This window comes from Salegentibacter sp. (assembly GCF_041642575.1).
Taxonomy (GTDB): Bacteria; Bacteroidota; Bacteroidia; order Flavobacteriales; family Flavobacteriaceae; genus Salegentibacter.
In genome coordinates this window covers 1-25,793 of sequence record NZ_JBEPWD010000008.1, presented here as the reverse complement: position 1 = coordinate 25,793, position 25,793 = coordinate 1, and the positions used below count along the sequence as shown (strand labels likewise).

Annotated in this window: 23 protein-coding genes and 1 riboswitch; of the genes, 7 read left to right on the top strand and 16 right to left on the bottom strand. The window is 41.6% G+C overall.

Annotated features, from left to right (window positions below):
* Positions 1-17: 17 nt before the first annotated feature.
* From ACESK1_RS03005 to ACESK1_RS02995, 3 genes are read right to left on the bottom strand one after another with little or no spacing between them, the layout of a single operon-like run.
* On the bottom strand, positions 18-866 hold the full coding sequence (locus tag ACESK1_RS03005) for a prephenate dehydrogenase (RefSeq protein WP_372917779.1): 849 nt from the start codon (positions 864-866) through the stop codon (positions 18-20).
* Complete coding sequence (locus ACESK1_RS03000; protein ID WP_372917777.1) at positions 863-2,011, bottom strand: pyridoxal phosphate-dependent aminotransferase; 1,149 nt, start codon at positions 2,009-2,011, stop codon at positions 863-865. The genes ACESK1_RS03005 and ACESK1_RS03000 overlap by 4 nt, the downstream gene beginning before the upstream one ends.
* Complete coding sequence (locus tag ACESK1_RS02995; RefSeq protein ID WP_372917775.1) at positions 2,011-2,835, bottom strand: prephenate dehydratase; 825 nt, start codon at positions 2,833-2,835, stop codon at positions 2,011-2,013. Before ACESK1_RS02995 ends, ACESK1_RS03000 begins: the two co-directional genes overlap by 1 nt.
* A 373-nt stretch (positions 2,836-3,208) precedes the next feature.
* On the opposite strand from ACESK1_RS02995, the gene gldA reads away from it, so the two are divergent.
* A complete protein-coding gene (gldA, locus tag ACESK1_RS02990; RefSeq protein ID WP_372917773.1) occupies positions 3,209-4,105 on the top strand; it encodes a gliding motility-associated ABC transporter ATP-binding subunit GldA in 897 nt (298 codons plus the stop codon).
* Here gldA and ACESK1_RS02985 read toward each other — a convergent pair.
* From ACESK1_RS02985 to ACESK1_RS02930, 12 genes are all read right to left on the bottom strand, one after another.
* Positions 4,092-4,847: a head GIN domain-containing protein gene (locus ACESK1_RS02985; protein WP_372917771.1), complete on the bottom strand. Its 756-nt coding sequence runs from the start codon at positions 4,845-4,847 to the stop codon at positions 4,092-4,094. The two genes, gldA and ACESK1_RS02985, sit on opposite strands and share 14 nt — an antisense overlap.
* Positions 4,844-5,944, bottom strand: coding sequence for an acyloxyacyl hydrolase (locus ACESK1_RS02980; RefSeq protein ID WP_372917769.1), 1,101 nt, complete (start codon positions 5,942-5,944; stop codon positions 4,844-4,846). The genes ACESK1_RS02985 and ACESK1_RS02980 overlap by 4 nt, the downstream gene beginning before the upstream one ends.
* A gap of 24 nt (positions 5,945-5,968) precedes the next feature.
* Positions 5,969-6,925, bottom strand: a complete 957-nt coding sequence (gene metF / locus ACESK1_RS02975; protein ID WP_372917767.1) for a methylenetetrahydrofolate reductase [NAD(P)H] — start codon at positions 6,923-6,925, stop codon at positions 5,969-5,971.
* A 54-nt stretch (positions 6,926-6,979) separates the two neighbouring features.
* Positions 6,980-9,658 carry a methionine synthase gene (metH, locus tag ACESK1_RS02970; protein ID WP_372917765.1) on the bottom strand — a complete coding sequence of 893 codons (2,679 nt, stop codon included), beginning with the start codon at positions 9,656-9,658 and terminating at the stop codon, positions 6,980-6,982.
* Between the two features lie 3 nt (positions 9,659-9,661).
* Positions 9,662-10,678: a homocysteine S-methyltransferase family protein gene (locus ACESK1_RS02965; RefSeq protein ID WP_372917763.1), complete on the bottom strand. Its 1,017-nt coding sequence runs from the start codon at positions 10,676-10,678 to the stop codon at positions 9,662-9,664.
* 48 nt (positions 10,679-10,726) lie between these two features.
* A riboswitch (SAM riboswitch) is annotated at positions 10,727-10,834 on the bottom strand.
* A gap of 77 nt (positions 10,835-10,911) precedes the next feature.
* Complete coding sequence (locus ACESK1_RS02960; RefSeq protein WP_372917761.1) at positions 10,912-11,331, bottom strand: OsmC family protein; 420 nt, start codon at positions 11,329-11,331, stop codon at positions 10,912-10,914.
* 110 nt (positions 11,332-11,441) lie between these two features.
* A complete protein-coding gene (locus ACESK1_RS02955; RefSeq protein WP_372917759.1) occupies positions 11,442-12,071 on the bottom strand; it encodes a phosphoadenosine phosphosulfate reductase family protein in 630 nt (209 codons plus the stop codon).
* Positions 12,072-12,243: 172 nt separating this feature from the next.
* Complete coding sequence (locus tag ACESK1_RS02950; RefSeq protein WP_372917823.1) at positions 12,244-12,663, bottom strand: Rrf2 family transcriptional regulator; 420 nt, start codon at positions 12,661-12,663, stop codon at positions 12,244-12,246.
* Positions 12,664-12,734: 71 nt separating this feature from the next.
* Positions 12,735-12,809 carry a hypothetical protein gene (locus ACESK1_RS02945; RefSeq protein ID WP_372917821.1) on the bottom strand — a complete coding sequence of 25 codons (75 nt, stop codon included), beginning with the start codon at positions 12,807-12,809 and terminating at the stop codon, positions 12,735-12,737.
* Between the two features lie 37 nt (positions 12,810-12,846).
* Positions 12,847-13,923 (bottom strand): aspartate kinase, encoded by a 1,077-nt coding sequence (locus tag ACESK1_RS02940; RefSeq protein ID WP_372917757.1) that lies wholly within the window; start codon positions 13,921-13,923, stop codon positions 12,847-12,849.
* 53 nt (positions 13,924-13,976) lie between these two features.
* Positions 13,977-14,999, bottom strand: coding sequence for an alpha/beta fold hydrolase (locus ACESK1_RS02935; protein WP_372917755.1), 1,023 nt, complete (start codon positions 14,997-14,999; stop codon positions 13,977-13,979).
* An 81-nt stretch (positions 15,000-15,080) separates the two neighbouring features.
* Complete coding sequence (locus tag ACESK1_RS02930; protein ID WP_372917753.1) at positions 15,081-16,373, bottom strand: O-acetylhomoserine aminocarboxypropyltransferase/cysteine synthase family protein; 1,293 nt, start codon at positions 16,371-16,373, stop codon at positions 15,081-15,083.
* 823 nt (positions 16,374-17,196) lie between these two features.
* Here ACESK1_RS02930 and metK point away from each other — a divergent pair.
* The 5 genes from metK (at position 17,197) to ACESK1_RS02905 (ending at position 22,438) form a co-directional block, all read left to right on the top strand.
* On the top strand, positions 17,197-18,453 hold the full coding sequence (metK, locus tag ACESK1_RS02925; protein WP_372917751.1) for a methionine adenosyltransferase: 1,257 nt from the start codon (positions 17,197-17,199) through the stop codon (positions 18,451-18,453).
* Between the two features lie 134 nt (positions 18,454-18,587).
* Complete coding sequence (locus ACESK1_RS02920) at positions 18,588-19,952, top strand: acyl-CoA dehydrogenase family protein (protein ID WP_372917749.1); 1,365 nt, start codon at positions 18,588-18,590, stop codon at positions 19,950-19,952.
* 26 nt (positions 19,953-19,978) lie between these two features.
* The gene (locus ACESK1_RS02915; protein ID WP_372917747.1) at positions 19,979-20,908 is read left to right on the top strand and encodes a 2-hydroxyacid dehydrogenase; all 930 of its coding nucleotides are present in this window, start codon (positions 19,979-19,981) and stop codon (positions 20,906-20,908) included.
* Between the two features lie 11 nt (positions 20,909-20,919).
* Positions 20,920-21,411, top strand: coding sequence for a universal stress protein (locus tag ACESK1_RS02910; protein WP_372917745.1), 492 nt, complete (start codon positions 20,920-20,922; stop codon positions 21,409-21,411).
* A gap of 88 nt (positions 21,412-21,499) precedes the next feature.
* Positions 21,500-22,438: a pyridoxal-phosphate dependent enzyme gene (locus ACESK1_RS02905; RefSeq protein ID WP_372917743.1), complete on the top strand. Its 939-nt coding sequence runs from the start codon at positions 21,500-21,502 to the stop codon at positions 22,436-22,438.
* 6 nt (positions 22,439-22,444) lie between these two features.
* On the opposite strand, the gene ACESK1_RS02900 is transcribed toward ACESK1_RS02905, so the two are convergent.
* Entirely contained in the window at positions 22,445-23,164 is a 720-nt protein-coding gene (locus ACESK1_RS02900; RefSeq protein ID WP_372917741.1) for an SUMF1/EgtB/PvdO family nonheme iron enzyme, read from the bottom strand.
* Between the two features lie 164 nt (positions 23,165-23,328).
* Between ACESK1_RS02900 and ACESK1_RS02895 the strand changes: the two genes are divergently transcribed.
* Positions 23,329-25,793: amidohydrolase (locus ACESK1_RS02895; RefSeq protein ID WP_372917739.1), on the top strand; the 2,465-nt coding region annotated here is incomplete at its 3' end.

Here is a 25,793-nt window from a genome sequence, read left to right as displayed (position 1 = left end):
TAGTTTAATCCTGATTATTAGTTTATTCCGTTTAATATTGATTTGATATGATTGGTGCGCTGCATTTCCTTATAAATCTCCCGGAAATCGTCTTTTTCCAGTAACTCCTTAAAATGCGTAAGATTATTGATGTATTCATTTAAAGTTTCCAGCACATTTTCCTTATTCTCCTGAAAAATGGGCGACCACATTGCCGGAGAGCTTTTGGCCAATCTCACGGTAGAAGCAAATCCACTCCCTGCAAGATCAAAAATATCTCGTTCGTTGCGTTCTTTTTCCAAAACTGTTTTCCCTAGCATAAAAGAGCTGATATGCGATAAATGCGATACATAAGCGATATGACGATCGTGCGAAACCGGGTCCATATACCTAATTCGCATTCCTAATCGCTGAAAAATTTCCAAAGCCCGTTCCTGAAGTTTAAAAGCGGTTTTTTCAACCTCGCAAATAATATTGGTTTTATTCCGGTATAGATTTGGAATTGCCGCTTCAGGTCCGGAGAATTCAGTTCCGGCAATAGGATGGGCAGCTAAAAAATTTCTTCTATTAGAATGAGTTGCCAGGGCTTTACACAGTCCTGATTTTGTAGAACCTGCATCAAACACCAGGCACTGCTCCTCTACCTGGTCCAGAACCTCAATTATCAATTTAGTTGCAACATCCACCGGAACTGCCACTATAACCACGTCGGCATTTTTTACATCTTCAATTGCGGCCGGATGGTCTATTATTCCAAGTTCTTTGGCTTGTTCCAGGTTTTTTTCATCAGCATCAGTGCCGAAGATCTTTGATTCCGGAAACGTCGATTTAATATCCAGTGCAAATGAACCGCCTATAAGTCCTATTCCTATTATCTGAACTTTCATTCTTTTATTCTTTTGATAGCTTTTTCAATAATTTCTTCCGGAGCACATAGGGAGAACCTTATATATCCCTGCCCATTCTTCCCAAAAATGAATCCCGGGGCTATAAAAATGTGATATTTTTTTAATACAAATTCTACAAATGTTTCTGAATCTGTTCCCTTTGGAACTTTTGCCCACAGAAATAAGCCTGTTTGTTCTTTTTCCACCTGGCAATCTAATGAGGCTGCCAGTTCGAGAATCTTGTCCTTTCGTTGCTGGTAGATAACATTCTGTTCTGCAAACCAATTTCCATCCATTCGTAAGGCCACAGCCGCACCGGCCTGAAGTGGATAAAACATTCCGCTATCCATATTGGTCTTAACTTTTAGAACAGTGTTTAAATTCTTTTCGCTTCCGCAGAGCATGCCTATACGCCATCCGGCCATATTAAAGGTCTTACTCAATGAATTCAATTCAATAACTACTTCCTTAGCACCTTCAGCCTTTAATATACTTTGTGGATTATCATTCAGAATAAAACTGTAAGGGTTATCATTAACGATCAAAATTTTATGTTTTCTGGCAAACGCCACCAGCTCCTCAAAGAGTTTTTCATCAGCTGATGCCCCTGTTGGCATATGCGGATAGTTCACCCACATCAATTTCACTTTACTTAAATCTTTCTTGCCTAAATCCTCTAAATCCGGCAACCAGTTTTCTTCAGCTTTCAGATCGTAAAAAACAGTTTTCCCACCTACAAGCTCAGTGACCGAAGAATAAGTTGGATAACCCGGATCTGGAATTAGCACCTCATCTCCTTCATTTAAAAAAGCCATCGAGATATGCAAAATTCCTTCCTTACTTCCCATTAGAGGGAGGACCTCCGATTGGGCGTCCAGGGAAACCCCGTAATGATTCTGATAAAATTCGGCAATCGCATATCTGAAATCCGCGGTGCCTCTGTATGGCTGATACTGGTGGGCACCGGTATTTATTAAAGCTTCATTTAAGGCCGAAACCACCTTTGGTGGCGGTGCGAGATCGGGACTCCCGATGCCAAGATTTATAATATCCTTCCCGGCAGCGGCCATTGCCCGTACTTCCATCAATTTTGTAGAGAAGTAGTACTCTTTAACCTGGTCTAACCTGTTAGCCTGTTCTATCATTACAAACTGTTTTTGTAGGTTCCTAAAATTGTTAATCGCTCGGTCATCACTTGCAGAATATCCATGGCTTTTTGAAATTCGGTATAATCGTCAAAGATCACATCGATAAAAAATGAATATTTCCACGGAAATTCGATAATGGGCATACTTTGTATTTTGGTCATATCCAGGTTAAAATCCCTGAGAATATTCAGGACGGAAACCAGGCTCCCGCGCTTGCTTTCCAGTTCAAATTTCAATGATGCCTTATCTATTATTTCACCGTTAGGCTCTTTCTTTTTAGTGCTGATAATCAGGAAACGGGTCGCATTGCTTTTCTTGGTATGAATACTCTCAGCCAATATCTCAAGGTCAAATAACTGAGCCGCCGCTTTGCTGGCAACCGCCGCCACTTTTGTGCTCCCCTTTTCTGAAATCCTTTTTGCTACTGAGGCTGTATCAGCATCTTCAATAAGTTTAATATGCGGATGCTTTTTAAAGAACTCCTTACACTGAAGCAGGGCCATGGGATGCGAATACACCTTTTTGATATTCTCTATTTTTTGTCCCGGAATGGCCATTAAATTCAATTCAATAGGAGTATAATGCTCACCCACCACCTTTAAGTTGTTTTCATCGATAAGGGCATAATTAGGCAGAATAGATCCCGCAATAGAATTTTCGATGGCCATCACTCCTTCAGTAGCATGGTCATTTATAAGACTTTTGGTTACTTCTGCGAAAGACATGCATTCCAATACCTCAACCTCCTGGTTATAATATTGTTGGGCCACCAAATGATGAAATGAACCCTCTATTCCCTGAATTGCGATAATTTTATTCATTTAAATTTTTCATAAAAAAAAAGTCCCGATTCACATCGGGACTTTTTTATATAATTTCTTACTTAATTACATAGCATTCCCGTTTCTATCTCTGAAATAGAAATAAAAAAAATAGAATGCGTTCCAGCTAATTAAGTGATTCATTGTTTAATTACTATGGGGCTAAAGTAGAATTTAAATTCAAAATGAAAAACAATTTCAGGAAAATTTTTATGCTTTTTGTGAGGTTGCTTGGAATTTCTTCGTTTAAATTTTAATTTCCGAAAATCCTATTCCTGCATGACCTGGAAATTCCGAAATATGCAATCTATCCATATACTTTGAGTCGACCTGATTTCGTTATTAATTACCTATTTTTGAAAAAAGTATATATATGTCTATTGCTGTTGAAGGGATATCAAAATTTTACGGCGAACAAAAAGCCCTGGACGGAGTTTCTTTCAGTATTGAAAAAGGAGAAATAGTAGGGTTTTTAGGTCCTAATGGCGCTGGAAAATCTACATTGATGAAGATCCTTACCGGCTTTCTTCCTGCTTCTGAAGGCAAAGCTTTCGTAAGTAAGCTTTCAGTAGAAGAAAATCTGCACGAGATTCAGAAAACAATAGGCTATTTACCCGAACATAATCCGCTTTACACTGAAATGTATGTTAGGGAATACCTGGAATTCAATGCAAAGATTTTTAAAGTTGATAAGACCAGGATCGAGGAAGTAATAGCTCTTACCGGCTTAAAACCCGAAGCCAATAAAAAAATAGAACAGCTTTCAAAAGGCTACCGACAAAGAGTTGGTTTGGCCAATGCTCTTTTACACGACCCCGAAGTTTTGATTCTCGATGAGCCCACAACCGGTCTTGATCCCAATCAACTGGTTGAAATCCGTTCACTGATCCGGAATATTGGCAGCGACAAAACGGTTTTCCTTTCAACTCATATCATGCAGGAAGTAGAAGCGGTTTGCGACCGGGTGATCATCATCAACCAGGGAAAGATTGTTGCTGATAAAAAACTTAACGAGTTACGTTCAGAAGATGAACAAGTGATTTTCGTCGAATTCGACTATCAGATTGAACCGGTGGCAATTCAAAAAATTCCGCATTTGATAAACGCTCGGAACACTGGCGGATTTGCCTGGGAGCTTAGCTTCGACACTAAAAAAGATATGCGCCCGGCAGTCTTTGACTTCGCCCACGACAACGGCCTCAAAACCCTTCAGCTAAACCAAAAAACCAAAAATCTGGAGAGTTTATTCGCTGAACTTACTCAAATATAAGTCGGCCGGTGTAATGTTCTTTCACACTTACTTCCGGCGGGCGGTTTTTAGCGATCACATCACCAAATCCAAAAATATCTCCTCTTATGGATTCCCGCGGATTCACAATCAGTTTATTGGTACCTCGGTGCATAAGATCTATCTGCTTCGCTTCCAGTTCTCCTGCCTCCAGCCTGCCATCGCCTGCTGCAAAGAAAAGGTTCAACTTGTCAACTTTTCCGATGAGAAAATAATTAGAAACATTATCATTCGTGATACGCAACGAATTTACCTCCAAATTCAGAATAAAATCCCCGTTGGTATATACCTCAGGATCTCTTTCCTGGTTGAGTGATCGCAGCCAGAGCTCAGGAAAGCTCAACACACCTATACTTTCAATGGGTTGATGACTACTGTTTTGCAACCAACTTAGCTCCGGAGTAGTGACAGTTACTTTTGTAATTCCATAATCCCGAATGTAATTACAGGGTTTTTCATTTCTAATAAAAAGTCGGCCATCCAGCACTTCTACTGTAACTCCACTTAAGAGATTTTTCCCGGTTTCTACCACTACCTTATGTTCAGATCCCTGCTGAATAAAAAGTTTCACATCATCAAAGACATTGATCTCCTTAAAATCTGCTAATTCAATCTCTTCAGAAACGATCTCACCGGCGGTTTGAATGCATCCGGGTGCATCCTCAGAATCACAACCTAGAAAACTGAAAATGCTAATTATCAATATCAGTGACCTCCCTTTCATAATCTGTATCCAATTGAAATTTCCACCGCTTCGGCATTAGCCCAATGTGAGCGTACCGTTACAGAAGTCCATAAATCTTCAGTGAGTTTACGCTGAAGTCCGATCCTGTTATAAAGCTGCCCCACATAATGTTCATAAGGATAATAAACATAATATCCCAGATGGGTGATCACCGATAATTTATCAAACACCAATTGGTGTCCCACAAAAACCCCAATTCGCTTCGAGTCCTCATCTCCGCTGGTGTCTCCGGAAGGAAATGCGATAGATTGATACCTGATTCGCTCTGCCATTGCCTTAGACAGAAACAATTCGGTTCCCGCCTGTAATGTGCTCTTATGATTTATCACCTTATCAGCGATTGCAGAAAATGTTAGAAACGGATATTTCTTGGAACCTACCACACCCATGGTATTCACGCCACCGCGAAGCACAAGATTTAAATGTATTGGCTCGCTGTATTTCTCATTCGGATTTTTGGGAACATAGGCCGGCAAGTTTTCGTGATCCAGGACGTAGTTCATTCCCAGGTTGAAACCAATTGTGTTCGTACTGGTATTCGGGGATTTAAAATCGGCGTTGGAATAATGGATCACCGATAGCCCCGCCTGCAGACCAAATCCATTAAGGATATTTTCTTTTTTCAGATTGGCCATAAGATATGTGGTACTTAGAAGTCGTGATCCGTAGGCATTATTTCTGAAGTTATCATCGGGATGATAAGGATTCCCGGCGTAGGCCAAGCCTTGTCCAATCCTGAAGATCAAACTCCGCTTCAGTAAATAAAAATTCATATGAGCATAAAGTCCGTAATTCTCCCCCAGAGCCGGTTCCTTCATATCCTGGTAAGTAAAGGAAACACCTACATCAGGATAATTGTAACGCTTCTCCCAGTCCTTAAATCCGAAGCTCTTTTTATTCACCCCAAGGATCAAAGCAGTGGGATGCCCTGTTATTAAATGGGCGATATCGGTATTATGTTCAGCAATAGAGCCATAGAAATAACTGGCATCAAAGGAGTAATGATTCTTCCCTGATTCCTGTGCTAAAAGGTTAAGACAGGCAAAAAGAAAAATAAGGGCTGTAATTTTCTTCATTACCCGCAAATGTATGCCAATATTTTAAAAAACTGCCTGACCTATTTTCTGAATATTTGTGCTTTTCCCCATAGAATAATAGTGTAGGACAGGCACCCCGGCTTTTATCAATTCTTTGCTTTGGTAGATCCCCCACTCTACCCCAACCTGGCGAACCTCCTTATTGTCTTTGCATTTTTCTACTTCATGAATAAGGCCTTCAGGCATATCTACATGAAATCTATGTGGAATTAAACTCAGTTGCTTTTTAGTAGCAATAGGCTTTAAACCAGGAATAATAGGTACAGTAATCCCATTCCTCTTGCATTTTTCAACAAATTCAAAGTATTTCTGGTTATCGAAGAACATCTGGGTAACCACGTATTCGGCTCCTGCATCAACTTTTTCCTTCAGGCGTTGTATATCTTTATCTAAACTTGGTGCCTCCATATGTTTTTCCGGGTAACCGGCAACCCCAATACAAAAATTGGTGTTATGGCCTTTTTCAATAACCTCATCGAGGTATTTTCCCTGGTTCATACTATCTATTTGTTCTACAAGCTCTTTAGCAAAATGGTTTCCTTCCTTCTCAGGTGTGAAGTAAGTCTCACTTTTTACCGCGTCTCCTCTTAGTGCCATCACATTCTGAATGCCAAGGAAATCAAGGTCAATCAAAAAATTCTCGGTGTCTTCTTTATTAAATCCTCCGCAGAGAATATGCGGCACGGCATCTACTCCGTATTTACTCTGTATCGCCGCACAAATCCCTACCGTGCCCGGTCTTTTCCGCACTATTTTTTTCTGAAGGAGTCCGTTGCCCTGGTCATTAAAAACATATTCTTCCCGATGGTAGGTTACATCAATAAATGGTGGCTTAAATTCCATTAATGGATCAATCCCATCGTAAATAGACTGGATGTTTTGCCCCTTTAAAGGCGGTAATATTTCAAAGGAAAATAAAGATCTTCCCTGTGCTTTTTCTATATGTTCGGTTATTTTCATAGACTCTCTGGATGATTAATTTAGATGAATTCGGGAAATGGAGTTTTTACTGTTTTAATCTGCAATGTTTGGGTTTAACCATTTTTCGGCCTTTTCTACCGAAATCCCTTTCCGCTTGGCGTAATCTATCACCTGATCTTCCCTGATCTTTCCAAGACCAAAATACCTGGCTTCGGGATTGGCAAAATAATATCCGCTAACGCTGGCAGCCGGCCACATTGCCAGACTTTCCGTAAGCTTAACCCCTATTCTTTCTTCCACCTTCAAAACTTCCCAGATGCTTAGCTTTTCCAGGTGATCGGGGCAGGCAGGATATCCCGGCGCTGGCCGAATGCCTTTGTAGCTTTCCTTGATTAACTCTTCATTACTCAGATCTTCTGTAGGCGCGTAACCCCAATGATTAGTCCTTACCTGTTTATGAAGATATTCAGCAAAAGCTTCCGCCAGCCTGTCAGCAAGGGCTTTGATCATGATCGAATTATAATCGTCATGCTCTTCCTCGAATTTTTTCGCCAGTTCCTGAGTTCCAAAACCTGTGGTTACACAAAAAGTACCGATAAAATCTTCAATTCCTGATTCCTTAGGTGCAACGAAATCGGCCAGGGCGAAATTGGGTTGCTCCCCGTGCTTTTTCAATTGCTGCCGAAGCGTTCTGAAAAGCATGGTTTTTTCTTCAGCATTCTCTTCGTAGCGAATTTCTATATCATCCTCGTTAATAGTGTTTGCAGGAAAAAGTCCAAATACAGCTTTTGCGGTAAGCAACTTTTCATCGAAGATTCGGCCCAGTAAATTTCGGGCATCAAAAAACAAAGACCTGGCCTGCTCCCCTACTTTTTCATCATCCAGAATCGCCGGATATTTCCCATGCAGGTCCCAACTCCTGAAAAACGGACTCCAGTCTATAAAAGGTTCCAGTTTTTTGAGATCAAAATCGTCAATTACCTGAGTACCGGTTTTCTTTGGTTTAATTATTTCAGATGTTCCCCAGTCTATTTTAAACTTATTCTGCCTGGCTTCCTCTATACTGAGAAAGGACTTCACTTTACTTCGTTTCCTGAAGTTCTTTCTGAATTTATCGTATTCCGCTTTGAGTTCTGTCATGTACCTCTGGCGTGTACTTTCCTTAAGCAAATCGCCCACTACGGTAACCGCACGGGAGGCATCATTAACATGAGCCACGGCATTTCCATACTGCGGATCTATTTTTACGGCGGTATGGGCCTTGGAGGTAGTTGCGCCCCCAATGAGCAAAGGCACCTGGAAATTCTGACGTTGCATTTCTTTTGCCAGAAATACCATTTCGTCTAAAGACGGGGTAATGAGGCCACTTAAGCCTATCACGTCGACATTTTCAGCCTTTGCCGTTTCGATGATCTTCTCTGGTGGCACCATCACCCCCAAGTCGATTATTTCATAATTATTGCAACCCAGCACCACGCTTACGATATTTTTCCCAATATCGTGTACATCACCTTTTACGGTAGCCATAAGGATTTTTCCAGCCGACTGGCGTTTGGTAGACGAATCGGCTTCGATGAAGGGTAAAAGATACGCCACTGCCTTTTTCATCACCCTCGCTGATTTCACCACCTGCGGGAGGAACATTTTTCCGCTTCCAAAGAGATCTCCAACCACGTTCATCCCAATCATCAGATGCCCCTCGATTACTTCAATGGGTTGATTGGCCTGTTGCCTGGCTTCCTCAATATCTTCAAGGATATAAGCATCTATCCCTTTCACCAGGGCGTGAGTGATTCGTTCCTGAAGCGGATTTTCTCTCCAGGAAAGATCAATTTTATTTTCTTTTTTAGAACCTACAACTGTCTCTGCAAAATTGAGTAAACGCTCGGTAGCATCATAGCGCCTGTCCAGGATCACGTCTTCCACGTGCTCCAACAGGTCTTTAGGGATTTCATCGTAAACATCCAGTAAAGACGGGTTCACAATTCCCATGTTCATCCCGGCCTTGATGGCGTGGTACAGAAATACCGAGTGCATGGCTTCCCGCACAGGATTATTTCCTCGGAAGGAGAAAGAAACATTGCTCACTCCCCCGCTCAAACTCACGTGTGGTAAATTCTCTTTCACCCAACGCGTGGCTTCGATATAATCTATCGCATTTCTTTTATGCTCCTCCATCCCTGTACCTACCGGGAAAATATTGAGGTCGAAAATGATATCTTCAGGAGGGAATTTCACCTTACTAAGCAGCAGGTCATAAGAGCGTTTGGCGATTTCAATCCGGCGTTCATAATTATCGGCCTGGCCAATCTCATCAAAGGCCATTACGATCACCGCCGCACCGTAACGTTTAATTTTTTTGGCGTGCTCAACAAACTCTTCTTCCCCTTCTTTTAAACTGATGGAATTAACCACACATTTCCCCTGTACTACCTGGAGTCCGGCTTCAATGATTTCCCATTTTGAACTATCTATCATTATGGGTACGCGGGCAATATCGGGTTCAGCAACTATTAAATTGAGGAATTTAACCATCGCTTCTTTGCCTTCAATAAGGCCATCGTCCATGTTTACATCGATGATCTGCGCCCCGTTCTCCACTTGTTCACGTGCAACTACCAAAGCTTCCTCAAATTTTTCCTCTTTGATTAACCGCAGGAATTTCTTGGACCCTGCCACATTGGTTCGCTCCCCAACATTCACAAAATTACTTTCGGGAGTGATGATCAAAGGTTCCAACCCCGATAATCGTAATGCTCTTTTATCTGTCATAATTTATACGATTTCCGGATTCTTTAAAATTTCTATTGGTCTGGGCTTGTAATCTTTAGCAATTTCAGCTATTGCCCTGATATGATCTGGGGTGGTACCGCAGCAACCCCCAAGGATATTTACAAGTCCTTTTTCTAAATATTCTCTTATTTGATTTGCCATTTCTTCCGCATCCTGGTCATATTCCCCGAAAGCATTTGGCAAACCGGCATTGGGGTAGGCTGAAACGCCCGATTCGGCATAACGATTTAGCACCTCCAAATGTGGGGTAAGTTGTTTGGCTCCAAGAGCGCAGTTGAATCCGATGCTTAATAGTGGAATATGCGAAACCGAAATCAGAAATGCTTCGGCGGTTTGGCCAGACAAAGTTCTACCCGAAGCATCGGTAATCGTGCCACTAACCATTACCGGAATTTCCACCCCAAGCTCTTCTTTTAATTCCTCAATAGCGAAAAGTGCAGCTTTGGCATTTAAGGTGTCAAAAACCGTTTCTACAAGTAGAATATCCACTCCTCCTTCGATTAATGCCTTTGCCTGCTGTTTGTAGGCAATGCGAAGTTCCTCGAAAGATATAGCCCTGAAGCCCGGATCGTTAACATCGGGCGACATACTGGCGGTCTTGTTGGTAGGCCCCATTGCTCCCGCCACAAAACGTGGTTGTTCCGGATTTTCAGCAGTAACTTCTTCTGCCACCTTTTTAGCGATTCGCGCCGATTCGAAATTCATTTCATACACCAGCTCCTCCATCTGGTAGTCCGCCATGGCTATGCTAGTACCGGAAAAGGTATTGGTTTCCACAATATCTGCTCCGGCTTCGAAATATTTACGATGAATGGCCGCAATGGCTTCGGGTTGAGTTAGAGACAAGAGATCATTATTCCCTTTTAGCGAAACCGTCCATTGAGCAAAGCGTTTTCCGCGGAAATCTTCTTCCGAAAATTGATATTCCTGAAGCATAGTGCCCATAGCACCATCAAGAATGAGTATTTTTTTTGAGAGTTGTTCTTCTAATTTTGACATATAACCGTAATTAATCAATATCAAAAAAAGAAGCAGGAAAAGAATCTTTTGTTATCTATCTTCGACATAGCGAAGTAGAAGTTAGCACCTTCTCCCATTACAGGAGGGTTGCCAAGGTTTCAAAGGGTCTATTCCCTCCACCTTTCTTGATAACGATGTGTAACTAATGAACTTGAGCCCACAAATATCGGGCATACCTAAACGAATTCCAAAGAATTGAATTCGTTTTAAGCTTATTTTATTTTTTCTCCGTTTAAGGTGATGGAATAGGTAATTTCAGCTGCTTTTTCGAGCATTTTTGAAACCGAACAGTATTTTTCCATGGAAAGCTCTACCGCCCTGATAGCTTTCGCTGTTGGTGCCTCCCCGTGCATTATGAAGTGCAAGTGAATTCCTTTAAAAACATTGGGCACACCACCTTCCCTGAAACCTTCTACCTCGACTTCTAGATCGTCGAGCTCGATCTTTTGCTTTTTAAGGATCATCACGACATCAATACTGCTACAGCCGGCAAGACCACGCAATAAAAGATCCATCGGGCTGGCACCCTGAGGGTTTTCTTCCGACTTATTATCCAGGTAAACAACATCTCCTCTTTCATTGGTAGTTTCAAAGCGATAGTCCTTATTTATACGTTTCAGATGAATTTTCATAGCAAAGCATTTTCAGCAAATGTAAAAAAAGCTCCCGAAACCGGAAGCTTTAAATTTTTGAAAATACCTGAGAAGACATTAGTATTACAACTTTGCGGTTTTAATTGATTTCAGGCATGTAAACCGCACTCGCGGTTAGACAGAACCTTCGTTGGATCAAAATATTTAAATTCGTTAGACAGATTATGCTCTTCCAGATAGCTATCAAGTTGCTCATCGCTCCAATGATAAAACGGACTTACCTTTAAGATGCCATCCTTACTGTAGCTTAAAACATCTATGCTATCGCGAAAAGAAGTTTGACCTTTTCGCAAATTAGTAAACCAGAGATCTGGTTTTTGCTCTTGCATAGCACGCTGGAAAGGCTCGAGTTTCACCTGCTTTGTGAATTCGTCATGTTGAGATGAATTAACTTCGGGAATACCTCCAAAAATAGCATCCCTGTATGCCGCTGTTTGTTGCGGAATGTAAAGTTTTATATTTAAATTCAACTGCTCTGTTACCTGATGAGCATGTTTGTAAGTTTGCGGGGTATTATACCCGGTGTCACACCAAATTACTTTTAGATTGGGCTCAACCCGGGTTACTGCATGTAGAATTGCTGCCTCATAGGGACGGAAATTCGTAGTTACCACCGGGTTTACGGCTTTGGTTATTATCCATTGTATAATTTCAAAAGGTTGAAAGGTCTGGAACTTCTCATTAAGTTCATTTAACTGGGTTGGAGTCAATTTTTTCATATTATCCCTTTAAATGTTATAATATTCCTGGCATTGTTGTGGTCTGGGCGCAGCCTCATTATAAACCGGAAATCCTTTTTTAAACCCTAGCAGATTAGTAGGATTTAAAGCAAAAATAAACTTAAGCTTTGGTTATGCCAATTAAATAGCGGCTAAATTATTTCGTTTAACATTATTTCTTTACGCTCACCATATCGGCCAGAGTGTTTTCGCTAAAGACTTTTAGGGTACTATCCCTAACCTGTATCATAAGCGCATGTACCGGACAAGTTGATTCATAAGGACAATCCTCACATTTTTCATAATAATTAAGGCTTACGCAGGGAACCATGGCAATAGGACCTTCCAGTACTCTAATAACCGAAGTCATTTTAATCTCTTGGGGTTCTTTAAGCAGATAGTAACCGCCACCCTTTCCTTTTTTCGAGGCCAGAATTCCTGATTTACGAAGGCTAAGCAAAATACTTTCCAGAAATTTCAGGGAGATATTCTCATTTTTTGCGATCTCCGAAGTTTGGATGGGATCTTCCCTCTCACGTTTAGCTATATAAACCAAGGCCTTAATACCGTATTTAGTCTTTTTGGAAAGCATAGCGCGAAGATAATGAAATAATGATTTCAATCCCCGATTCAACTCTTACTTGCTACACTTAGGTAATTATTTCAAATACTTTTTAAAGCCTGATCAATATCTGTAATAATATCTTCCGGATGTTCCAGTCCAACCGAAATCCTCACCAGCCCAGGGATGATACAAGCCTCCAGGCACTCTTCTTTACTTATTCAGTCTTTGCGATAACTTCAGAACATCGCTTACTACTCCCCGAGCCGTTACGGCAGCTCCGGCCCCCGCTCCCTGGATTACTAAAGGATGATTTCCATAGGATTTGGTATAGATCTCGAAAATATTATCGGCGCCTTCTATCTGACCCAGCGCACTCTCCCTTGGTGCCGAAATAAGTTTGGCTTCCAGGCTGCCGCTACCAACTTTCAGTTCTCCCACATAACGCAGTACATGATCTTTTTTTTGATTTTTCTTTTGTTTTTCGAAGATCTCATTCAGTTCTGAAATTCTTTCATTGAATTCTTCTACGGAAGTCTTCCCGTTGAGTTGTTCCGGAATAAGCGACTGAATCTTCACCTCTTTAAACTCCTTTTTCAGCTGAAGTTCTCTCGCCAGAATTAGCAGTTTTCTTCCCACATCATTTCCGGAGAGATCCTCCCGGGCATCGGGTTCGGTGTATCCAAGTTCTCCGGCTTTTTTTAGCACTTCTGAAAAATCGGAGTCAGAATCAGAAAAACTATTGAAAATAAAACTCAGGGAACCAGAGAAAACCCCTCTGATTTTTGTAACTTTCTCCCCTGCCTGATGCAAGCCCTGCACGGTTTGTACAATAGGAAGACCTGCACCTACATTGGTTTCATAGTAAAAGTGTTTTTTATGCACTTCTAGTTCCTTTCTTAATTCGGTATAAAACTCATCGGAAAGTGTATTGGCTACCTTATTCGCCGCTACCAGATGAAAACCGCTTCGCACCAGTTTGGGATATTCGAGAACAATATCCTTACTGGCGGTAGCATCTACAGCGATAATATTTTCCAGTTTATTTTCTTTACTGAATTTAATAATATCCTCCAGATCATAAACTTCTGAGGAGGTTTTCAGTTTTTCTTTCCAGTCTTGATCTATCCCTTCAGGATTAAAGATTGCCCGCTGGGAATTCGCGATCACAGGAATCTTAACCGAAAGGCCCTTTTTCTTTTTCCATTTGTCTTTATTTTCGAGAAGTTGGGAAATGAGTGTATTACCCACATTACCTACTCCAAACAAGATGATGTTTACTTCTTTCATTTATCACTAATTTTAATCTCAAATTGGCAATTAAGCACAGGCTTATAAACATCCTACTGTAAATAGCCAATTTTTGGGTCCAGCACCTTGCTGGTTTCATTTGCTAATTTGTTGGTTCTAAATACAGGTTTTAAAAATCGGGCGAGTTGTGCATTCTCAATTAAGAAAGCGTCATGCCCATGTACTGATTTAATCTCGTGAATTCTCACATTTGGTTTCACCAGAGAAAGTTCCACGTAAGTTTCCCAGTTTTCCTCTGCCAGGAAAAACCAATCAGAATTCACGGTAATGATGTGAATATCACCTTCGATCTTCTTCGCGGCCTCCAGGTAATTTCCACTGCCGTTGCTGATATCGATGGTGGTGAGTAGGTGATTCATCAATTTATATGACGCCAGTTGAAAACGCCCCTCTAGCTTATCACCATGGTATTGCAACCAGCCCTCAACCTTGTAACAAGGTTTCACTTCTTCCCTTGAACGGTTAAACTTTTTTGTCAGCGATTGCGGAGTGCGGTAAAAGGTCATGGCGTGCATACGGGCATCTTTAACCGGGCACGCAGAATTATTCAGGATCTGAGCCTGTACTTTACAGTTTGCCAACACCCAATCGGTCGCTTTATAATCGGTTGCAATTGGTATTATATTTTCTGCCAGCCCAGGCTTAAGTGCCGCAAGTTCCCAGGCCAGGGCGCCGCCTACAGAACCACCAATAATCGCAAAAAGATTATCGATCCTCAGTTGTTCCAGGGCCAAAGCCTGCAATTGAGCGACATCCCTTAACCTGAAATCCTTGTAATTTTCTATCAGATCTTCTTTTTTTCCGCTGAAACCATTTCCCGGAATATTAAAAGCTATAACGGAGTACAGGTCGGTATCTATAGTTTTCCCGGGGCCCACAATTCCGCCCCACCAGCCGTTTTCGCCTGTGATCTGGGAATTTCCCGTAAGTGCATGATTAATCAGTACCACCGGAGCCAATCGGGCAGCTTGTCCAAATTGCTGAAAGCATAAATGAATATCCTGAATTCCGCCAACGGAATTTTCAAAGTTTTTTATACAGATCTCTTGAAGCATATTTTTCTATTTTTTCGAAAGACGGTGAGGGAAAAGTCTTAACCTGGATGCTTTTCCCTTCGCCTTCCAACCAACAAATGATTATACCAATGCTTTTTTCTTGATTTTTGAAAAAGCTTCTTTAAGGTCCTTCTTCAGGTCTCCCACATCCTCCAACCCAACTGAAAGTCTAATGAGGTCTTGTGTCACCCCCGTTGTAGCCTGCTGCTCCACACTTAATTGCTGGTGAGTTGTACTTGCCGGGTGAATAATTAATGATTTCGTATCCCCAATATTAGCAACAAGGGAAAAGAGTTTGGTTTCATCGGCCACAACTTTGGCCGATTCATAGCCGCCATCAACTCCAAAGGTTACGACTCCGCTTTGTCCCTTCGGAAGATATTGCTGGGCAAGCTTATAATATTTACTGCTTTCCAACCCGGGATAATTCACCCATTTTACTTCCGGTTGCTCCTGAAGCCATTTAGCAAGTTCCAGCGCGTTTTCACTATGCTGTTTGATGCGTATTTCCAAAGTTTCCAGCCCCTGAATGATCTGTAAGGCATTAAACGGACTCAAAGCCGCGCCATGATCTCTCAAGCCTTCAATTCTCACTTTGGCAATAAAGGCCGCTTCCTTCAGGGCTTCGTGGTAAACAAGGCCGTGATAACCAGGAGATGGTTCGGTGAATTCAGGGAACTTCCCATTTGCCCAGTCGAATCTTCCTGCATCTATAATTGCCCCACCCAGCGCGGTGCCGTTTCCATTAATATATTTGGTGAGCGATTCGATCACGATATCGGCTCCATGTTCTATGGGTTTTAAAAGGGATGGGGTCGCAACTGTATTATCGACTATAAAGGGCACCTTAAACTCTTTGGCTTTCGCCGAAATTGCCTTCAGATCTAACACATCAAGTTTTGGATTTCCGAGGGATTCTACAAAAAATGCACGGGTGTTCTCTTTAGCTGCTTTGGTAAAATTCTCAGGATTCGAAGGATCTACAAAAGTGGTGGTAATTCCCAATCTGGGTAAAGTCACACTAAGCAGGTTGTAAGTACCGCCGTATAAACTGTTGGAGGCCACAATATGGTCACCGGACTTTAACAGGGTTAAAAGCGTGGTATTAATTGCAGCGGTTCCCGAAGCTGTAACTACGGCTGCGATCCCACCTTCCAAGGCAGCAAGGCGCTGCTCGAGAATATCGTTTGTGGGATTGTTGATTCTGGTATAAATGAAACCCGGCTCGGCCAGGGAAAATAGATCGGCGGCGTGCTGGGAATCTTTGAAAACATAGGAAGTAGATTGATATAAAGGAACAGCCCGAGTTCCTGCGTTGGAAGCTACATCGTGACCGGCGTGTAAAGCGTTGGTTGAAAATTTTTGAGTACTCATGATATTTGTTTTTTTTAAGTTTAAAGATTTCCGCCTGCGCGGAACTGACTATGGTTTAAATAAAAAGTCCCCCTGGCTTTTGCTATTGCCAGGGGGACTTGAATTGAACTCTAAACAAACTAAGTTAAATCCGTTTCTGACAATAGCATTTCATGCGCATAGACATGCACATCATCATAATGTTCATTATCATTTTATTTGCTATTGACAGGTTAATACTCATAATTTTCTTCTTTCATTCCCGCGAAAGCGGAAATCCTTTATCTTTTTATTCTTTTTTTCTTGATTTCCACCTTCGTGGAAATGACCAAACTTTTACAACAAAAAAAAACCGCTGCGGTAGCAGCGGCTTTTGCAAAAATATCTTTTCAGTTTTAAGCAATAGAGCGCGCTGCGGAAAGCTTCCACATCATCATCATACGCATCATATTGCTAATAAACTTATACATTTCGTTGTTTTGTTGGCTACAAAGATAAGGGCTCATTTTTTTAATATCCAAACATCTATCAAAGTTTTATGAAAAATTCATTTAAAACCAAATAAATAAAATTAATCAGAAAATCCACTTGGCTTTGTTGACAATACTTCAGCCTGGCTAAAAAATTTCCATCTGTAAAAGATTTCAGAATTAACTCTTTCAAGAAATTTCAAATCTCACTTATTTTTATACATTTGTAGGCGAATAATTTAAAGGGAAGGATTTGACTGATTGCAACCCTGAATACACTAAAGTGTATCAAAAAATGCTAAAGCAGTAATACTACTCCTCTTAGCTTCCTACGTCAAATCTCACCCATAATTCTATTAAATTTTTAAAGAAATATGGCATATTTATTTACTTCTGAAAGCGTATCTGAAGGACACCCTGATAAGATCGCCGATCAAATAAGCGATACCCTACTCGATAATTTTCTGGCTTTTGATAAGGATTCAAAAGTGGCCTGTGAAACCCTGGTTACCACGGGACAGGTAGTTCTTGCCGGTGAGGTTCGCAGTGAGACCTACCTGGATGTCCAAACAATTGCGAGAGACGTAATTAATGATATTGGATATACTAAAGGTGCTTATAAATTTAGCGGGGATTCTTGTGGAGTTATTTCACTTATACACGAACAATCCCAGGAGATCAATCAGGGAGTAGACCGTGAGAAAAAAGAAGAACAGGGCGCCGGAGACCAGGGAATGATGTTTGGTTACGCAACCAGCGAAACCGAAAACTATATGCCCCTGGCTTTAGATATTTCCCACAAGATCCTTATTGAGCTGGCTAAAATTAGACGTGAAGACAAAGAAATCACCTACCTGCGTCCCGATTCCAAAAGTCAGGTGACTATAGAATACAGCGATGACAATATTCCACAGAAAATAGTTTCCATTGTAGTTTCTACTCAACACGATGAATTTGATGAGGACGATGAAAAGATGTTGGCTCAAATTAAAAAGGATATTATCCAGATCCTTATCCCCAGAGTTAAAGAACAGCTACCTGAATATGTTCAAAAACTCTTTAATGAAGATATCACCTACCATATCAACCCAACAGGGAAATTCGTAATAGGCGGCCCCCATGGTGATGCTGGCCTAACCGGCCGAAAGATCATCGTTGATACCTATGGTGGTAAGGGTGCCCATGGTGGAGGAGCATTCTCTGGAAAAGATCCAAGTAAAGTAGACCGTTCAGCGGCCTACGCTGCCAGGCATATAGCCAAAAATTTAGTTGCCGCAGGCTTGGCCGATGAAGTCCTGGTACAGGTTTCTTATGCCATTGGAGTAGTTGAACCTACTTCTATTTTTGTAGATACCTACGGTACTTCAAAAGTGGACCTCAAAAACGGAGAGATCGCCAAAAAAGTAGCCGAGATCTTTGATATGCGCCCGGCAGCTATAGAAGAACGCCTGAAACTCCGCAATCCCATTTACCGAGAAACTGCAGCTTATGGACACATGGGAAAAGAACCGAGAATTGTAACCAAAGTTTTTGAGAGTCCATACAATGGCAGGGTAAGCCGTGAAGTAGAACTTTTCACCTGGGAGAAACTTGATTATGTAGATAAGGTAAAAGAAGCCTTCGGATTATAATATTTCCCTTTTTTAAAAACCTGAAAGGCCGTGATTTTATCGCGGCCTTTTTTTTTGACGTTTTCTTCGGAAAGCTTTAACAGCGGTACGCCCTAATTATTCCTAATTTTAAATTCCAACCAATCTCACACTAGATGTCCGTTTTTAAAAAAGTTCGCAATACCTTCAGGCTACTGAAGTCGGTTGATATGGATCAATTGACAAAGATCAACCAGCAAATAGACCTTCCGGAAGCTATGAAAGCTTTAGGCTCGCTGGATGAACGCCAGCTCAAAGGTCTGATGAAAATGTTAAAAACCAAACGCCGGAAAGCTCAAAGCGACTTACCCCCCATAGATGGGGATTTTTATAATCTAGCCCTTAAACTAACTGAAGAACAGCGGGAGCTTCAAATGAAGGTCCGAAATTTCATGGAAGACGAGGTCAAGCCATTGGTGAACGATCACTGGAACCGGGCTAAATTTCCTTTCGAGATCATCGAGAAATTCAAAAAACTCAATATAACCGGTGTACCTTATGAAGGTTACGGCTGTCCCAATCTTCCTTTTTTAATGGAAGGTATCATCGCCCAGGAAATTGCGCGGGTAGATGTTTCTATATCCACCTTTTTTGGGGTTCATAGCGGGCTGGCCATGGGTTCTATTTACCTCTGCGGAAGCGATGCTCAAAAACAGGAATGGCTCCCTCCGATGCAAAAACTTGAAAAGATTGGCGCCTTTGGCCTAACCGAACCAAATGTTGGTTCAGGAGTAGCGGGCGGACTGGAAACCACCTGTAAGCTTGATGGTGAAAACTGGATTATTAACGGACAGAAGAAATGGATAGGTAATGCCACTTTTGCCGACGTGATCGTGATCTGGGCCAGGGACGTAGATTCTAATCAGGTGAAAGGCTTCCTGGTACGTAAGGAAAATCCAGGTTTTAAAGCCGAGAAAATGGAAGATAAAATGGCATTGCGTATAGTTCAGAACGCCCTTATCACCCTAACCGATTGTAAAGTACCTGAAAGCGATAGACTTCAAAAGGCCGACAGTTTCAAAGATACTGCCAAGGTACTGCGGATGACCCGAGCCGGGGTAGCCTGGCAGGCCGTTGGTTGTGCTCGTGGTGCCTACGAAAGTGCCCTGAAATATACCAGAAAACGGGAGCAGTTTGGCAGGCCAATCGCTTCTTATCAGCTTATTCAGGATCACCTGGTGGAGATGCTATCTAACCTCACCGCTATGCAAACCCTGGTTTTTCGACTTTCGGAAATGCAGGATGCCGGAATGCTCCAAGATGAACACGCTTCTTTAGCTAAAGTCTTCTGTAGCATGCGCACTCGTGATGTAGTGGGCCGTGCCCGCGAAGTGATGGGCGGCAACGGAATTTTACTGGAATATGATGTAGCCCGATTCGTGGCCGATGCGGAAGCCATTTATAGCTATGAAGGCACTAAAGAAATAAACTCATTAATTGTAGGCCGTGCCATTACCGGTTACAGCGCCTTTGTTAGTTAAATATTAACCATTTTAAAGAAAAACGAATGTCATTTTTAATTGTTAGTCCGGGGAAAGACCCGAAAAATTGGGTTGAAGCCTTAAAAAACCAACATCCCGGATTAAATATTTATGTATATCCCGAGGACCACGATAAAGAGGAAGTGGATTTTGCACTCGCCTGGAAGCATCCGCGCGGACTTTTCAAAAACTATCCAAACTTAAAAGTTATTGCCTCTATGGGTGCCGGGGTAGACCATATAACTTCTGATCCGGAACTGCCTGAAAACGTAAAAATAACAAAAGTTGTCGATGAAATTCTTGAAGAAGACATGGGGAATTTTGTCTTAAGTCTGATTCTGGATCACCAACGGGATCTATCGGTATATCAACGACAACAAGCGGAGAAAAACTGGAGCCCTATAAATTACAAAAGGAATAAAGATGTTAAGGTAGGGATCCTGGGACTAGGGCATCTGGGGCTTACTACTGCAAAGATCTTGGTGAAAAACGGTTTCAATGTGCATGGATTCTCAAAAACCCCAAAGGATATAGATAATATTGAAAGTTTTTCCGGAGAAAATGAATTAGAAGCCTTCCTGGAAGAATCAGAAATTCTGGTAAACCTCCTACCTCTTACTCCCCAAACTGAAAAAATCCTTAATAAAGGCTTATTCCAGAACTTACCCAAGGGTGCCTATGTGATTAATGTAGCCCGTGGCGAACATCTGGTAGAACTTGACCTGATTGAAATGTTAGACCAGGGACATCTTTCAGGAGCTGCCCTGGATGTATTCTGGCAGGAACCCCTGCCTGAGGATCATCCGTTCTGGGAGCATCCCAAGGTTCTTGTTACTCCTCACATTGCCAGTGTTACCCACCCAAGATATGTGGTTCCTCAAATTGTAGAGAATTACGAACGCATGATGGAAGAGGAGCCTCTAAAAAATGTTGTTGAGCGTGAAAAAGGTTATTAAATAAAAACAATATGGATACATTTAAAAACATTCTGGTTGCCGTAGATTTCAATGATACCATTGGAGAACTTATGGCTTATGCTGAAAGTATTGCAGGAAAATTCGGATCAAAGATCTGGGTTGTCCACGTAGCAGAACCTAGTCCCGATTTCACAGGTTATGAAATGGGACCACAGTATATTCGCGATGTCAAAGCTGAAGAATTCCGTCAGGAACATCGGCAGCTGCAGGAAATAAGCAAACTTTTTGTAGATCAAGATATCGAGTCTGAGGCTTTGCTTATTCAAGGGTCAACTGTGGAAACAATAATTGATGAAGTAAAGAAACTCAATGCCGATCTTTTAATTGTTGGCACCCATAAACATGGGTTCCTTTTTAATCTACTTTCTGAAAATGTTTCACTGGAATTGCTCAAGCGGGCAGACATACCTTTCCTGGCAATTCCGATAGAGGAAAATGAAGAGAAAGAAGACAAAGAAAAGAAAGACGAGGATTTAGGTTAATCAGAGCTTTTCATTTGTAGTAGAATCTTTAACTTTAGGGATTATTCTATCATCCCTAACGGTATTTTATTGCCTATTAAAACCAGAAATGATTAGCAAAAAAGAATTTCAGCAGCTCCACGAGGATATTAAACCTCATATTCATCGCACTCCGATTTTAAAATCCAATTTGCTAAATGAACTTGCCGGCGCTGAGATCTTCTTTAAATGTGAGAATTTTCAGCGAGCCGGCTCCTTCAAAATGAGAGGTGCTACCGCAGCCATTTTAAACCTGGATGAAAAGTCTCACAAAAAAGGAGTGGTGACCCATTCCTCGGGAAATTTCGCGCAGGCCGTTTCTTTGGCAGCAAAAAGTTTAGGGATTCCGGCATATATTGTGATGCCTTCTTCGGCTCCTGAAGTAAAAAAAGCAGCGGTAAAAAACTATGATGGCAAGATCCATATTTGTCCTCCTACTCTAAAAGACCGGGAAGAAGCAGCTGAAAAGATCATCGAAGAAACAGGAGCTACATTTCTACATCCTTCCAATCAGCTGGATGTGATCTATGGGCAGGGAACAGCCGCAATTGAACTGCTGGAAGAACAGCCAGACCTGGATTTGATAATTACTCCTGTGGGAGGCGGTGGCCTATTGGCAGGAACGGCTCTTGCCGTAAATTACTTCGGAAATAATTGCGCCAGCATTGGCGCCGAACCATTTGCTGTAGATGATGCCTTCCGCTCCCTGAAAAGTGGCAGAATTGAAACCAATGAATCCACAAAAACAATCGCCGACGGACTTAAAACTCATCTGGGCGATAAGAATTTTCCGGTTATTCAGGAATTTGTTTCCGAGATCATAAGAGTGGAAGAGAAAGAAATTATTTCAGCTATGCGCCTTATTTGGGAACGAATGAAGATAATTATAGAACCTTCCAGCGCGGTCGCATTAGCAGCTGTAATGCGAGAAAAAGAAAAATTCAGAGGAAAAAAAGTAGGGATAATCATTTCAGGCGGAAATGTGGATTTGAGTAATTTACCTTTTTAAAAATATTTACTCGATTATTTCACATACACATCTAAAACCAATGTCTATATTCGGGACTTCTATAGGCTCCTGTTCTCTGGAATTATTCCCATAGACCTTCTGCGCCTGAGTGAATTCCGGGATATTATAAAAGTAAAAATTTTCGGGGTTTTCAATGATTTCAAGTCCCTTTTGCGCCTCCCCTTTCAACCTAATTGCATCTCCCGATTTTGAAAAATGAAATTTTGCGTCGTTTAATTCAGAGACCTTAGGAAGTCTGTATTTGATTACACCGGGATATTCAGTACGCTGCTTTTTATTTTCAGATTTAATGGCCCATAATAGCAACACCATATCAGTACGCCACAAACAGAACTCCTTAGCTTCTGCTTTTGTAATATTTAATACTGGAAATTGCCGATACTCGGGATGGGTGAAGTAATCTTTTTCCTGATTTGCAAGATTCGATAAAATCTTTAAATGAGTTTTTGTTATGGCGTTGCTATTTATCCCTAAATCTGCTCTATTGATGCCATACGAAGACATCGTCTTAATTTCTTCATGTTTCCCCATGGACCAAAAAATGTCCTTACTCTTTAGAAATTCCAGGTACATCTCATTAGTTACAGGAGTTTTATCTATAAACAAACTATCGTTCAGCTTCAAAGTGCCGGGAGGAATATTACCATAATTTTGACCATAGGAAATACCTACGAATAAAACCGAAAGAAAGAAATATTTTAACATCAAGTAGAATTAAACTAAAAGCTAATATATCATATATAGTTCATGATCTTTTAAAAAAAAAATAGGGAAATAATAAATCTGCGCTTTCCAAAAGCACAAACTTTTTGAACTCAAGTCGCTTTTCCGAAGTATTCTTATCTTTAGCACCAAATAATAATCAAGCTATGCTTAAAAATTTCATTCCGGTCATACTTTTTCTTCTGGCCGCCCCCAACCTGATCTCACAGGAAAAAAAAGACGAAGAAAAAGATAAATGGGATGTGAACGATCCCTATTCTGATGACTGGAATATCAAAGAGGTGCAACTTCAAACCGATGAAGGCACCTGGATGAACCTTGATGTTAGCCCAGACGGTAACACTATAGTTTTTGACCTGTTAGGCGATATCTATACTATGCCCGTTTCCGGAGGCCAGGCTACCGCACTCCGAACCGGGATGGCTTACGAGTTACAACCCCGCTTTAGCCCCGATGGTTCCAGAATTGCTTTTACCAGTGATGCCGGTGGAGGTGATAATATCTGGATAATGGATAGAGATGGTGAGAATGCCGAACAACTCACCAAAGAGGATTTCAGACTTTTGAATAATGCTGAATGGATGCCAAATGGGCAGGCCATTGTAGCCAGAAAGCATTTTACTTCAGGTCGTTCCCTTGGGGCTGGCGAAATGTGGCAATATCATATCGGTGGAGAGGCAGGTTTGCAGCTTACCGAGCGAAAGAACGATCAGCAGGACGTAAATGAGCCTAGCATTTCTTCCGACGGAAAATACCTTTACTATAGCGAGGATATGTATCCCGGAGGGGCCTTTCAGTACAACAAAGACCCAAATAAGCAGATTTACGTCATAAAACGCTACGATTTTGAAACCGGAGAAAACACTACCATCACCGGTGGTCCCGGTGGAGCGGCAAGACCTCAGGTTTCTCCCGATGGAAAGAAACTGGCATTTGTAAAACGTATCAGGACCAAATCGGTTTTATATATCCACGATCTGGAAACAGGTGAGGAATGGCCGGTTTATGATGACCTGAGCAAAGATCAACAGGAAGCCTGGGCGATTTTTGGGGTTTATCCCGGTTTTGACTGGATGCCAAACAATAAGGAAATCGTTTTCTGGGCCGAAGGCAAGATCAATAAAGTAAATATTGAAACTTTTGAAAGTGATGTTATTCCTTTCGAGGTGGAAAACACCATTGAAATTGCTGAAAGCCATCGCAGCGAGCACCCGGTTTTCTCTGAAGAATTTGATGCAAAAGTGATTAGACACGCGGTAACTTCCCCTAACGGAAAAACCTTAGTTTTTAGCGCAGTCGGTCGTCTTTGGAAAAAGGACCTTCCTAATGGGAAACCTCAACGAATCACTAAAAATGAAGAATTTGAGTTTGAACCAGCTTTTTCACCTGATGGAAAAGAAATCGCATATGTAACCTGGACCGACGAAGGAATGGGAACTTTAATGAAAGTTGGTTTGAATGGAAGAAATCCTCAGAAATTAACTTCAGAAAAGGGGATCTTCAGAAATCCATCTTTTTCTCATGATGGCAACCAGATCGCTTTTGTCAAAGAAAGAGGCAACTCAGACCAGGGACAAACTTTTGGCAAAGAACCGGGGATTTATACTATTAGCTCTTCAGGAGAGAATCTGAAAAAGATCTACGATTCAGGAGACTTCCCACAGTACAGTGCCGATGGCAAACGCATATTCTTCCAAACCGGGGGCGGCCTAATGGGCAGCATCGAAAAAAGTTTGAAAAGTATAGATCTTTCCGGTAATGATGAGCGCACACATATCAATTCGAAATATGCAAACAGGCTGGTACCAAGCCCCGATAACAAATGGGTGGTTTTCTCGCATTTGCATAAAGCCTATGTGGCCCCGTTGCAAATGACGGGCCGCCCGATTGATTTAGGCAACAACACCAAAACGGTTCCGGTGAGCCAGATCGCCAAAGATGCCGGGCTAAACCTGCACTGGTCTGATGATAGCAAAAATCTACACTGGACCCTGGGTGACGAATATTTTACCAATAAGGTTTCAGAACGCTTTACATTTTTACAAAATTCACCCGATTCTATTCCTCCCATCACTGAAAAGGGAACTAAGATTGGGCTGAAATTGGAAACCGATGTGCCTTCAGGTCAAATTGCCTTTACCAATGCGCGCATCATCACTATGAATGGAGACGAGGTTATTGAGAATGGAAGTATCTTAATTGACGGTAATAAAATTGTTTCGGTTGGCAAAGTTTCTGCAGTGAACATACCAAACAGAGCAAAAGTCTACGATTTGGAAGGAAAAACTATTATGCCTGGAATCGTTGACGCCCATGCCCATATCGGTGCTTTCCGATACGGACTTACTCCTGAAAAACACTGGCCATTGTATGCTAATCTTGCTTTTGGGGTTACTACTGTCCACGATCCCTCTGCTTTGAGCGAAACAATATTTAGCATGGCTGAAATGGTTAAGGCCGGAGAAATGGTTGGTCCCAGAATTTATTCCACCGGGGTCATCCTTTATGGTGCCGATGGAGATTTCAAGGCAGTGATAAACAACCTGGAAGATGCCAGATCAGCTTTACGGAGAACCAAGGCTTTTGGAGCGACATCAGTGAAAAGTTATAA

Bases quoted from the DNA above. Each gene is read 5' to 3' on its own strand.
- ACESK1_RS03000 (WP_372917777.1), bottom strand. From the start codon at position 2,011: ATGATAGAACAGGCTAACAGGTTAGACCAGGTTAAAGAGTACTACTTC.
- ACESK1_RS02910 (WP_372917745.1), top strand. From the start codon at position 20,920: ATGGATACATTTAAAAACATTCTGGTTGCCGTAGATTTCAATGATACC.
- ACESK1_RS02900 (WP_372917741.1), bottom strand. From the start codon at position 23,164: ATGTTAAAATATTTCTTTCTTTCGGTTTTATTCGTAGGTATTTCCTAT.
- ACESK1_RS02960 (WP_372917761.1), bottom strand. From the start codon at position 11,331: ATGAAAATTCATCTGAAACGTATAAATAAGGACTATCGCTTTGAAACT.
- metH (WP_372917765.1), bottom strand. From the start codon at position 9,658: ATGACAGATAAAAGAGCATTACGATTATCGGGGTTGGAACCTTTGATC.
- ACESK1_RS03005 (WP_372917779.1), bottom strand. From the start codon at position 866: ATGAAAGTTCAGATAATAGGAATAGGACTTATAGGCGGTTCATTTGCA.
- gldA (WP_372917773.1), top strand. From the start codon at position 3,209: ATGTCTATTGCTGTTGAAGGGATATCAAAATTTTACGGCGAACAAAAA.
- metF (WP_372917767.1), bottom strand. From the start codon at position 6,925: ATGAAAATAACCGAACATATAGAAAAAGCACAGGGAAGATCTTTATTT.
- ACESK1_RS02995 (WP_372917775.1), bottom strand. From the start codon at position 2,835: ATGAATAAAATTATCGCAATTCAGGGAATAGAGGGTTCATTTCATCAT.
- ACESK1_RS02950 (WP_372917823.1), bottom strand. From the start codon at position 12,663: ATGCTTTCCAAAAAGACTAAATACGGTATTAAGGCCTTGGTTTATATA.
- ACESK1_RS02915 (WP_372917747.1), top strand. From the start codon at position 19,979: ATGTCATTTTTAATTGTTAGTCCGGGGAAAGACCCGAAAAATTGGGTT.
- ACESK1_RS02955 (WP_372917759.1), bottom strand. From the start codon at position 12,071: ATGAAAAAATTGACTCCAACCCAGTTAAATGAACTTAATGAGAAGTTC.
- ACESK1_RS02965 (WP_372917763.1), bottom strand. From the start codon at position 10,678: ATGTCAAAATTAGAAGAACAACTCTCAAAAAAAATACTCATTCTTGAT.
- ACESK1_RS02940 (WP_372917757.1), bottom strand. From the start codon at position 13,923: ATGAAAGAAGTAAACATCATCTTGTTTGGAGTAGGTAATGTGGGTAAT.
- metK (WP_372917751.1), top strand. From the start codon at position 17,197: ATGGCATATTTATTTACTTCTGAAAGCGTATCTGAAGGACACCCTGAT.
- ACESK1_RS02920 (WP_372917749.1), top strand. From the start codon at position 18,588: ATGTCCGTTTTTAAAAAAGTTCGCAATACCTTCAGGCTACTGAAGTCG.
- ACESK1_RS02985 (WP_372917771.1), bottom strand. From the start codon at position 4,847: ATGAAAGGGAGGTCACTGATATTGATAATTAGCATTTTCAGTTTTCTA.
- ACESK1_RS02930 (WP_372917753.1), bottom strand. From the start codon at position 16,373: ATGAGTACTCAAAAATTTTCAACCAACGCTTTACACGCCGGTCACGAT.
- ACESK1_RS02980 (WP_372917769.1), bottom strand. From the start codon at position 5,944: ATGAAGAAAATTACAGCCCTTATTTTTCTTTTTGCCTGTCTTAACCTT.
- ACESK1_RS02935 (WP_372917755.1), bottom strand. From the start codon at position 14,999: ATGCTTCAAGAGATCTGTATAAAAAACTTTGAAAATTCCGTTGGCGGA.
- ACESK1_RS02905 (WP_372917743.1), top strand. From the start codon at position 21,500: ATGATTAGCAAAAAAGAATTTCAGCAGCTCCACGAGGATATTAAACCT.